The sequence below is a fragment of the Streptomyces lydicamycinicus genome, from assembly GCF_000829715.2.
Lineage (GTDB): Bacteria > Actinomycetota > Actinomycetes > Streptomycetales > Streptomycetaceae > Streptomyces > Streptomyces lydicamycinicus.
In genome coordinates, this window is record NZ_BBNO01000004.1 from 894,017 (window position 1) to 904,276 (window position 10,260).

Consider the following 10,260-nt stretch of genomic DNA (forward strand, 5'->3'; position numbering starts at 1 on the left):
CGGCGTCCGGTGCCGTACGGTCCGGCGGTGCCTCAGCCCCGGTAGGCCTCCAGCAGCCGCAGCCACGCCTCGCTGATCGTGGGGTAGGAGGGCACCGCGTGCCACAGCCGCTCGATGGGGACCTCACCGGCCACCGCGACCGTCGCGGCGTGCAGCAGCTCTCCGACGCCGAAGCCGACGAAGGTGGCGCCGAGCAGCACCTCCCGGTCCAGGTCGACGACCATCCGGGCCCGACCGCGGTAGTTGTCCGCGTACAAGGACGCCCCGGCCACGGCCGACAGGTCCTGGTCGACCACCCGGGTGCGGTATCCGGCCTTCTCGGCCTCGGCCGCGCTCAGGCCCACCGCGGCGGCCTCCGGGTCGCTGAAGACGACCTGCGGGACGGCGCGGAGGTCCGCGGTGGCGGCGTGCGCGCCCCAGGGGTCGGACTCCAGGATCGGGACGCCCCGGGCGCGCGCGGCGATCGCGGCGCCGGCGATCCGGGCCTGGTACTTGCCCTGGTGGGTGAGGAGGGCGCGGTGGTTGACGTCGCCGACGCCGTAGAGCCAGCCGCCGGTGACCCCCTTCACCCGCAGGCTGTCGTCGACGTCCAGCCAGGAGCCGTCCGGCAGTCCGACCGTGTCCAGGCCGATGTCCTCGGTGCGCGGGGCCCGTCCGGTGGCGATCAGGAGCTCATCGGCGACGATCTCGTCCCCGGAGTCCAGGAGGACGGTGACCGGGCCGCCCGGGGCTTCCCGGCGTACCTCGCGCACCTCGACGCCGGTCCGCAGGAAGACCCCGGCCTCGGCGAGCGACTCCGCGACGAGGTGGCCGGCGAACGGCTCCATCCGGGGCAGCAGCCCGTCGCCGCGGACCAGCAGCGTCACGGAGGCGCCCAGGGCCCGCCAGGCGGTGGCCATCTCGACGCCGACGACACCGCCGCCGACCACCACCAGCCGGCCCGGCACGCTCTTGGCGCTGGTGGCGTCGCGGCTGGTCCAGGGCCTGGCCTCGGCGAGCCCGGGGATGGGGGGCAGCACCGCGCGGCTGCCGGTGCAGATCGCGACCGCGTGCCGGGCGGTGAGCACCCGGCCGCCGTTGACGACCACTCTGCGGGGCCCGGCCAGGCGCCCCTGGCCGCGCACCAGGTCGATACCGACCGAGTCCAGCCAGCGGACCTGCCCGTCGTCCTTCCAGTAGGAGGTGATGGCGTCGCGATGGGCGAGTACGGCGGGCGCGTCCAGGGGGACGTCCACGGCGTCCTTGAGGCCGGGCACCCGGCGGCCCTCGGAGCGGGCGGTGACCGGGCGCAGCAGGGCCTTGCTGGGCATACACGCCCAGTAGGAGCATTCGCCGCCGACCAGCTCGCTCTCCACGATCACCGCGCTCAGCCCGGCGGCGTGGGCCCGGTCGGCGAGGTTCTCGCCGGTCGGCCCCGCTCCCAGCACAATGACGTCATACGCCTCATCAGCGGCTTTGGTGGCTTCGGTCGCTGCCATCGGCTCTCGCTTCCTGCGTGGGCATGAGGTGGCCCGCTGGGGCCCGGCGGGTCCTTCTGGCCATCCTCAGCCCAACGGGCCGTCAGCGCATCCGGCGTTCGACCGCTTCCTTGGCCTCGGCGAGTCCGGAGCCGGTGACCTCGCGGTGCACCTTGATCGCCTGGATCTTCTTGCCCTGCGACAGCAGCTGGTCGATCTCGGCCATCCGGGCGGGCTGCGGCTCCTCGATGCCGGCGTGCGCCAGCAGCAGGTCGACCTTGTTCTCCAGCCGGTGGAGCCGGCGCTCCAGCGTCCTGGCGCGGCGGTCGGTGGCCGAGATCAACATGACGGCGGCGAGCGCCAGAAGGGCGATGACTACGGGGAGAACGGAATCCATGGCGGCACTCTATGAGGCGGCGGCACGTGCCATGAACACGGCAGTCGCGGCCGGGCCGTGCACGGTGCCGCGGACGGCCGGTGCGCCGTCCGTGAGGATCTCGCACTCGGCATAGGCGTCCGGCCCGTCGAGGGTGAGGGTGAGCATCGGCATGGCGCCCACCCCGCGCGCGTCGGTCACCACGAACCACGGCAACTCCGGCCGGGTCACCTGCTCTTCACTGCCGGAGTCCCCGGGTGCCTGGACGGCGTAGGTGATGTCGTCGACGCCCTGGCCGGTCACCCGGAAGGTGACCATTCCCTCGCCGGGTCTGTGCGGATCGTTGATCGTCATGGGGGCAGTCAACCGTCCCTGCCCCTGCCGTGTACATCCGGGTCACGGTCCGGGCGGGGGCGCTTGGTCAGGGCAGATGCCAGATCTGGGTGGTGACGAGGAAGAAGACCGCGGCCCAGAACACCATCACCGCGGCGACGAGGCCGAGTCCGACGAGGTTCGTCCGCGCCGGCGGTGCGTCCGGGCGAGGCCGCAGCCACCGCCTGAGCAGCGGGTTCACATAGAAGGGCATGGTCAGGAAGCTCATGATGAAGCTCGACAGCAGGTTGCCGATGAGCAGGTTCAGCCAGAGCGGCAGGTGCGCCGGTGACAGGGCGAGCGTCAGCAGCACCACGGTCGGGTAGAGGCCGACCCAGACCGCGACGGAGGTTTTGGTCTCCGAGGGCGGCGGCGCCTCCCTGCCGTTCTCCTCGAAGGCGAACCAGCTGCCGAAGGAGTTGTCGATGGTGCGCATGCGGAAGTCGTGGAACTTCTCGCCTTCCGCGAGGACTTCCTTCCGCTTGTCCGAGGTCAGCCAGGCGTCGAGGTGCTCGGCGCTGTCGAAGCGGTAGAGCGTGGTCCATTCGTCCTGAAGGCCCTCGATCGGACGGAACAGCTCGGTTCCGCGGAAGCCCTCGAAGGTGCTCTCCTCCTCGTCCATCCGGCGCTGCCAGGCGAGAAAGGCCTCGACATGGTCCGGGTGGACGCGGTGGGTGACGACGACGGTCACCAGCGGGTCCGGTGTCTGGGTGCCGCCGCTGACGACCTGCTGGGTCGCGGGGCCGTCGAGGTATTGCCGGCCGCGGTCGAGGAAGCGCTGCCGGGTGGCGCTGTTGATCCACGCTTGCAGATGGGCGATCGAGTCGAACCGGTAGACCACCACCCAGTCGGGTTGCAGGGAGGTCGGCCGGGAGATCTCGGCGCCGAGGAATCCCGCGTAACCGGCGGCAGCGGCGTTGACGTCCTGCTGCCACGCCTCGAATTCCCGCTCCAGTCCGGCGCGGACCTTCTGGCCGATGATGACCGTCGCCTCGGTGCCGGCCGGCTTTTCGGTGGTCATGCGCGCAATCCCGTCGTCACCGGGCGGCTTTCGCTGAGCTGCCGGTAGATCCGTTCCGGGGTCAGCGGCAGTGCGCGGCAGCGGACGCCCGTGGCGTCGTGGAGCGCGTTCGCGAGCGCGGGAGCCACCGGATTGATACAGCATTCCGCGATCCCCTTCGACCGCAGGGGTCCGACGGAATCCGACGAGTCCACCAACAGCACCTCCGTGCGGGGAATATCGGCGTAGGTGGGGATGCGGTAATTGCGGAAGTTCGGGTTGACCATGACGCCGTTCGCGTCGACATGGTGATGCTCGGTCAGGGCGAAGCCGATTCCCTGTGCGACGCCGCCTTCCACCTGTCCCCGGACCTGCGCGGGGTTGATGATGACGGCGGCATCGGTCGCCTGGACGCTGTAAAGGATGCGGATCTCGCCCGTCACCGGATGGACGGCGATACGGAATCCCTGCGCATTGGAGGTGACGCTGCGGGGTGAGCCATAGGCCTTACGGGCGGCGGAGAAGCGGATGCCGCGCGCCCGGGCCGTGGCGACGAGTTCCGCCAGCGGCACCCGCCGGTCACCGCAGACGACACTCTCGTCATCCATCGAGCACATCACGACATGGACGCCGGTGTGGGCGGCGGCGAATTCCAGGATGCGGTCCCGGACGGCATCGGCCGCGCGGAGTACCGCGTTGCCCGCCACGAAGAGGCCGGCACTCGCGAAGGCGCCGGTGTCAAATCCCGTACGGTCGGTGTCGGATTGCACCAGGCGAATCCGCGACGGTGTCGTGCCCAGCTGGTGGGCCGCGATCTGGACATGTGCGGTCGAGGTGCCCTCACCGAATTCGACGGTGCCGACGGCGAGTTCGTACACGAGATCGTCGCCGAGCGTGATCCAGGCTTCCGAAAGGTGTTCGGTCGGCGGCGCGGTCTCGTGCACGGAGCTCGCGACGCCGTTCCCGACGAGCCACCCGGGGCCGGGGGGCGGCTCCCCGGCGTTGCGGGCCATCGCCTCATCCACCAGGTCGATGCAGGTGGCGAGTCCGTCCTCGGTGAACACCACGTCGTCGGGGCCCTCGTCCATGGAAAGGAGCGGATCGCCGGGCCGCACGATATTGCGGCGGCGCAGTTCGAGCGGATCCATGTGCAGGGCCAGGGCGAGTTCATCCATCGCGGATTCCACGGCGAAGGCCGGCTGGGTCATCCCGTAACCGCGCAGGGCGCCGCTCGGCACGGTGTTGGTATAGACGGAGAACGCATCGTACTTCTTGTTGGGGCAGCGGTAGATCATGACGGCGGCGCCGCCCGCGTACAGCGTTTCGCCGGCGTGGTTGCCATAAGCGCCGGTGTTCGAGACATTGCGGACCTGGAGCGCCGTGAGCCTTCCGCTCGCCGTCGCGCCGAGCTTGACCGTCAGCGTCATCGGATGCCGTGGCGAGGCGGTGGTGAATTCCTCTTCCCGGGTGTATTCGAAGCAGACCGGCCGCCCGGTGTCGAGGGTGGCGAGCGCGGCCAGATCCTCCGAGATCACTTCCTGTTTGCCGCCGAATCCGCCGCCGACGCGTGCGCAGAACACCCGGAGCTGGTCCGGGCGCAGCGCGAACAGATGGGCCAGTTTGACCTTCGCGATCGACGGTGACTGCGAACTGGTGCGGACGTTCAGCCGGCCGTTCTCCATCCAGGCGATCGAGCCATGGGTCTCCAGATGTGCGTGCTGCACACGCGGGGAGAAGTACGTGCCCTCGTGAATCACGTCCGCCTCGGCGAATCCCGCGTCGATATCGCCGATCTGTGCATGGATCTCGACCAGGGTGTTGTGGACGGGGTCCAGGACGAACGGATCGACCGCCTCGTGCAGTTGTGGCGCCCCGTCGGCCATGGCCTCTTCGGCGTCGAACACCGCGGGCAGCACCTCGTACTCCACGGCGACCCGGCGGCAGCCCTCCTCCGCCGCCCCGACGGTGTCGGCCAGGACCGCGACCACGCGCTGGCCGACGAAGCGGACCGTGCGGTCGAGGAGGTAGGTGTCGTCCGGATCCACCAGATGGTCGGTGTGGATCGCCGTGGTGAAGCGTCTGGGCGGCACGTCTTCCCAGGTGTAGACGCGGTGCACGCCGGGCACCGCGAGTGCGGCGGTCTTGTCGATCGAGACGATGCGGGCGTGTGCGTGGGGCGAGTGCAGCACCTTGAGGTGCAGCATGCCGTCGATCTGGGTGTCCATCGTGAAGGGGGCGCGGCCGGTGACCACGTCCTCGGCCGCGGGCGCACTGACGCTCGTTCCGACGGCCTTTCCCGGTGCGGCCTTCGCCACGCCGACGACGCCCTTCACCGCGTCCTCGATCCCCCGGTAGCCGGTGCAGCGGCAGAGGTTGCCTTTCAACGCCCGCGGCAGGTCCGCTTTCTGCGCCTCGGTGAACGTGGCCGATGTCATGATCATTCCCGCGGTACAGAAACCGCACTGGAATCCCGGGGCATCGCGGAACTGCCGCTGCACCGGATGCAGATTGCCGGGTGCACCGAGCCCTTCGATCGTCGTCACCTCACGGCCGTCCGCGCGGAAGGCGGGGGTGATGCAGCTGTGTACGGGAGCCCCGTCCAGCCATACCGTGCAGGCGCCGCAATCGCCCGCGTCACACCCCTTTTTGACGCCGAAGTGGCCCAGTGCGCGGAGAAAGGTACGCAGGCACTGACCGGGATCCGGTTCCTCGTCGAAGCTCTTGCCGTTCACGCGGTAAGTCATCCCGGGCCCCCAGCCATGAGTTCGCGACGGATTTCCTCGGCGAAATGCTGTGTCAGGTGACGGCGGTGCCCGGGCGTCCCGTTGGGATCGTCGAACCAGATATCGGACGGGAGGTCATCGAGGCGCTGCCGCAGCGTCCGGTCATCGGGCAGGGTGTCGAATCCGATGCGTAGGGGCCGGGTGGTGCCGGCGGTGACGGTGAGCAGCAGATCGCGCGTGCCCGGCGTTTGCGTACCGATGAGGAAGACCGTCGAACGGCCGAGGCGGGTCAGCGAGAAGCGGCGGTGCGCGGTGCGTTTCCGCAGGGCGTGCGCGGGAATGTCGATGCGCCGCAGGATTTCCCCGGGGGCCAGAATGTTCTCGTTGTCGCCGGTCACGAAGGAGAGGGCGTCGACGGTGCGGGCGGACCCGTCGGCGGCCCAGATTTCGTACCGCGCCTCCAGTGCGACCGTCAGCGTGATCATGGGGCCGGCCGGCAAGGACATACAGATATTGCCGCCGACGGTGGCCGCGCTCCAGACCTTGAACGAGGACAGGAACGCCTCACAGCTCTTGGCGAAAAGAGGGGCCGCGATCCACTCCGCCGGCAGGGCACAGGCATACAGCTCGCTGATGGTGCAGGTCGCGCCGATGCCGAGCCCCGCCTCGCTCGGGACGAGGGGGTCCCAGGGCAGCGCCGTCAGGTCGATCAGGCGGTGCAGGTCCGGCTGCTCCACTGAGTACAGCCAGGTGCCGCCGGCGAGCCAGGCATCGCCCGGGTGCCAGTCCGCGCCCGGCCGGGCGGCCGGTCGCCGGACGACTTCGGTGATGGTGTGGAGGTCCATGGGAATTGCTCTCCCTCACGACGAAAATCGTGCGCGCGGGCACCATCGAGCGGCGGAATCCCGTACCGGCCGCTGCGGTCGGGCTTCTCACGATAAGGACCGGCGGGCGCGGCAATTCTTGTTCAGGATAGGCAGAAGGACCCGCCCCCGCCATGTCAGGACTTCGGCGTGACCGCCCCGCAACTCTTTCTGCGCGCGCTCACGACCACGGGTAAAATACGCGACCGCACGGCAAGGAATGGCGTCGGACCGGCTTCGCAAAAGCCCGAGCGCTTCCGGCAAATCCCGTGGACTTCAGAAAAGCTTGCCGGGGTTGAGAATTCCCAGCGGGTCGAAGATGTCTTTGATGCCGCGCTGCAACTCCAGCCCCACCGGCCCCAGTTCGCGCGCCAGCCACTCCTTCTTCAGCACACCGACCCCGTGCTCACCGGTGATGGTGCCGCCCAGCTGGAGGCCGAGCGCCATGATGTCGTCGAAGGAGGCGCGGGCCCGGCGGGACTCGTCCGGGTCGGCGGCGTCGAAGCAGACCGTCGGGTGGGTGTTGCCGTCCCCCGCGTGGGCGCAGACGCCGATGGTCAGGCCGTACTTCTCGGCGATGGCGGCGGTGCCGTCGAGCATCTCGGCGAGCCGGGAACGCGGCACGCACACATCGTCGATCATCGTGGCGGACTTGACCCGTTCCAGCGCGGTCAGGGTCAGCCGGCGGGCCTGGAGCAGCAGATCGGACTCGGCGGCGGTCTCGGCGGGCACGACCTCGGTGGCGCCGGCCGCGGTGCACAGCGCGCCGACGGCGGCGAGGTCGGCAGCCGGCTCGGGGGTGTCGAAGGCGGCCAGCAGCAGCGCCTCGGTGCTGTCCGGCAGGCCCATCTGCGCCATGGCGTTGACCGCGCGGATGCTCGTACGGTCCATCAGCTCCAGCAGCGCGGGGGCGTGACCGCGGGCCATGATCTCGCAGACGGCTTCGCAGGCCGCCGCGGTGGAGGGGAACTCGGCGGCCAGGGCGAGCTGTTGGGGCGGCTCCGGCTTGAGCGCGAGGACGGCGCGGACGACGATGCCCAGACTTCCCTCGGAGCCGACGAACAGCCGGGTGAGGTCGTAGCCCGCCACCCCCTTGGCGGTGCGGCGGCCGGTCGTCAGCAGCCGCCCGTCGGCGAGGACGACGTCCAGGCCGAGGACGTACTCGGCGGTGACACCGTATTTGACGCAGCACAGGCCGCCGGAGGCGGTGCCGATGTTCCCGCCGATGGAGCACTGCTCCCAACTGGAGGGATCGGGCGGGTAGTAGAGGCCGTGCTCGTTCACCGCGCGGGACAGCACGGCGTTGATGACACCGGGTTCGACCACCGCGATCCGGTCGACGGGATTGATCTCGATGATCCGGTCCATCTTGACCAGCGAGAGCACGAGGCAGCCGTCGGAGGCGTTGGCGGCGCCCGACAGCCCCGTACGCGCCCCCTGCGGGACGACCGGGACCCGCAGCTCGGTGGCCGTCCGCATGATGTGCTGGACCTGCTCGACGGTGCGCGGCAGCACGACCACGGCGGGTGTGCCGGCCTCGCAGAAGCTCGCCATGTCGTTGGCGTAGGAGCCGGTGATGTCGGGGTCGGTGAGGATCGCTTCATCCGGGAGCCCGGCGCGCAGACGTGCGATGAGGTCCATACCCTCAGCCTCGCATCCGCGGGCCGCACACGGAAGATCGTGTACGGCCCGCGGCGCCCCCTGGGGCTCAGAGGTTGCCGCGCCGCTCCTGCTCCCGCTCGATCGCCTCGAAGAGGGCCTTGAAGTTGCCCTTGCCGAAGCCCATGGAGCCGTGCCGCTCGATCATCTCGAAGAAGACGGTCGGCCGGTCCTGGACCGGCTTGGTGAAGATCTGGAGCAGATAGCCGTCCTCGTCCCGGTCGACCAGGATCTTCAGCTCGCGGAGCGTCTCCACCGGGACCCGGGTCTCGCCGGCCCACTCGCCGAGGGTGTCGTAGTAGGAGTCGGGGGTGTCCAGGAATTCCACACCGGAGGCCCGCATCGCCCGGACGCTGGCGACGATGTCGTTGGTGGCCAGCGCGATGTGCTGGACGCCGGGGCCGCCGAAGAACTCCAGGTACTCGTCGATCTGCGACTTCTTCTTCGCGATCGCGGGCTCGTTGATCGGGAACTTGACCTTGAGCGTGCCGTCGGCGACGACCTTCGACATCAGCGCGCTGTATTCGGTGGCGATGTCGTCGCCCACGAACTCCTTCATGTTGGTGAAGCCCATGACCTTGTTGTAGAAGGCCACCCACTCGTTCATCTTGCCGAGTTCGACGTTGCCGACGCAGTGGTCGATGGCCTGGAAACGCCGCGGGCCGGTCTCCACCAGCGGCTCGACGGCGGCGAAACCGGGCAGGTAGGGGCCGTCATAGCCGGTGCGCTCGACGAGGGTGTGCCGGGTCTTGCCGTAGGTGGCGATGGCCGCGAGGACGACGGTGCCGTGCTCGTCCTTGAGGTCGTGCGGCTCGACGAGGCCGGTGGCGCCCTGGGCCACGGCGTGCTCGTAGGCGGCGCGGGCGTCCGGGACCTCGATGGCGAGGTCGATGACGCCGTCACCGTGGGCCGCGACATGGTCGGCGAGGAAGTGGCCCCACTCGGTGGTGGGCTTGATGACGGAGGTGAACACGAACCGGGCGCCGCCGGATTCGAGCACATAACTCGCGGTCTCCCGGCTGCCGTTCTCCGGACCGGAGTAGGCGACGCGCTTCATGCCGAAGGCGGTCGAGTAGTAGTGCGCGGCCTGCTTGGCGTTCCCGACGGCGAAGACGACCGCGTCCATCCCCTTGACCGGGAAGGGGTCCGCCTGCCGGGTCGCGCCGGGGGTGGTGGGCTGAGGGTGCATCGTGGTGTCTGCCATGGCCGCAGAGTCTCTCCGATCCACAAGGTGCGCAATAGTTCGCGGATTGTCTGGGCATTATGCCTAGCGAAACGCCGGCATCGCCGGGCTATCTGTACATGATGACCATCAAAAGCGAAGGGACAGCCGATGGCGATCGATCATTTGGACGGGGCGCTGCTGGAGCTGCTCGCCGAGGAGCCGCGGATCGGGGTGCTGGAGGCGTCCCGGCGGCTGGGAGTGGCGCGCGGCACGGTCCAGGCCCGGCTCGACCGGCTTCAGTCGAATGGAGTGATCCGGGGCTTCGGACCGGAGGTGGACCCGGCGGCGCTCGGCTATCCCGTGACCGCTTTTGCGACGCTGGAGATCAAACAGGGTCAAGGGAATGACGTACGCGCCCACTTGACGACCGTTCCCGAGGTGTTGGAGCTGCATACAACGACGGGACATGGGGACATGCTGTGCAGGCTCGTCGCCCGTTCCAACGCCGATCTGCAGCGGGTGATCGACCGGGTTGTGGGCTTTGATGGCATCGTGCGGGCCTCGACGGCAATCGTGATGGAAAATCCGGTTCCGTTGCGGATCATCCCGCTGGTGAAACAAGCATCGGGAGACTGAACCGAGGAG

9 protein-coding genes are annotated in these 10,260 nt (G+C 69.3%); 1 reads left to right on the forward strand and 8 read right to left on the reverse strand.

The features are described 5' to 3' along the window. Positions 1-32 precede the first annotated feature (32 nt). The 8 genes from TU31_RS17100 to hppD all read right to left on the reverse strand — a co-directional run bounded on the left by TU31_RS17100 (position 33) and on the right by hppD (position 9,654). A complete protein-coding gene (locus TU31_RS17100) occupies positions 33-1,478 on the reverse strand; it encodes a dihydrolipoyl dehydrogenase family protein (protein ID WP_042155188.1) in 1,446 nt (481 codons plus the stop codon). 82 nt (positions 1,479-1,560) lie between these two features. Continuing rightward, positions 1,561-1,854, reverse strand: a complete 294-nt coding sequence (locus tag TU31_RS17105; RefSeq protein WP_042155190.1) for a ribosomal protein L7/L12 — start codon at positions 1,852-1,854, stop codon at positions 1,561-1,563. 9 nt (positions 1,855-1,863) lie between these two features. Next, positions 1,864-2,187: a hypothetical protein gene (locus tag TU31_RS17110; protein ID WP_052718969.1), complete on the reverse strand. Its 324-nt coding sequence runs from the start codon at positions 2,185-2,187 to the stop codon at positions 1,864-1,866. A gap of 67 nt (positions 2,188-2,254) precedes the next feature. After that, entirely contained in the window at positions 2,255-3,226 is a 972-nt protein-coding gene (locus TU31_RS17115) for an antibiotic biosynthesis monooxygenase (protein ID WP_042155195.1), read from the reverse strand. Continuing rightward, complete coding sequence (locus TU31_RS17120) at positions 3,223-5,949, reverse strand: molybdopterin-dependent oxidoreductase (RefSeq protein WP_042155196.1); 2,727 nt, start codon at positions 5,947-5,949, stop codon at positions 3,223-3,225. Before TU31_RS17120 ends, TU31_RS17115 begins: the two co-directional genes overlap by 4 nt. Then, complete coding sequence (locus tag TU31_RS17125) at positions 5,946-6,773, reverse strand: FAD binding domain-containing protein (RefSeq protein WP_042155198.1); 828 nt, start codon at positions 6,771-6,773, stop codon at positions 5,946-5,948. The genes TU31_RS17120 and TU31_RS17125 overlap by 4 nt, the downstream gene beginning before the upstream one ends. A gap of 294 nt (positions 6,774-7,067) precedes the next feature. After that, a complete protein-coding gene (locus TU31_RS17130) occupies positions 7,068-8,432 on the reverse strand; it encodes an FAD-binding oxidoreductase (RefSeq protein ID WP_042155200.1) in 1,365 nt (454 codons plus the stop codon). A gap of 67 nt (positions 8,433-8,499) precedes the next feature. Further along, entirely contained in the window at positions 8,500-9,654 is a 1,155-nt protein-coding gene (gene hppD, locus TU31_RS17135; protein ID WP_042155202.1) for a 4-hydroxyphenylpyruvate dioxygenase, read from the reverse strand. A 129-nt stretch (positions 9,655-9,783) separates the two neighbouring features. Between hppD and TU31_RS17140 the strand changes: the two genes are divergently transcribed. Further along, complete coding sequence (locus TU31_RS17140; protein ID WP_018091280.1) at positions 9,784-10,251, forward strand: Lrp/AsnC family transcriptional regulator; 468 nt, start codon at positions 9,784-9,786, stop codon at positions 10,249-10,251. Positions 10,252-10,260 lie beyond the last annotated feature (9 nt).

What these genes read in the sequence shown, in the direction of transcription:
- hppD (WP_042155202.1), bottom strand. Translation starts at nt 9,654, where the DNA reads ATGGCAGACACCACGATGCACCCTCAGCCCACCACCCCCGGCGCGACC.
- TU31_RS17125 (WP_042155198.1), bottom strand. Translation starts at nt 6,773, where the DNA reads ATGGACCTCCACACCATCACCGAAGTCGTCCGGCGACCGGCCGCCCGG.
- TU31_RS17115 (WP_042155195.1), bottom strand. Translation starts at nt 3,226, where the DNA reads ATGACCACCGAAAAGCCGGCCGGCACCGAGGCGACGGTCATCATCGGC.
- TU31_RS17130 (WP_042155200.1), bottom strand. Translation starts at nt 8,432, where the DNA reads ATGGACCTCATCGCACGTCTGCGCGCCGGGCTCCCGGATGAAGCGATC.
- TU31_RS17105 (WP_042155190.1), bottom strand. Translation starts at nt 1,854, where the DNA reads ATGGATTCCGTTCTCCCCGTAGTCATCGCCCTTCTGGCGCTCGCCGCC.
- TU31_RS17100 (WP_042155188.1), bottom strand. Translation starts at nt 1,478, where the DNA reads ATGGCAGCGACCGAAGCCACCAAAGCCGCTGATGAGGCGTATGACGTC.
- TU31_RS17120 (WP_042155196.1), bottom strand. Translation starts at nt 5,949, where the DNA reads ATGACTTACCGCGTGAACGGCAAGAGCTTCGACGAGGAACCGGATCCC.
- TU31_RS17110 (WP_052718969.1), bottom strand. Translation starts at nt 2,187, where the DNA reads ATGACGATCAACGATCCGCACAGACCCGGCGAGGGAATGGTCACCTTC.
- TU31_RS17140 (WP_018091280.1), top strand. Translation starts at nt 9,784, where the DNA reads ATGGCGATCGATCATTTGGACGGGGCGCTGCTGGAGCTGCTCGCCGAG.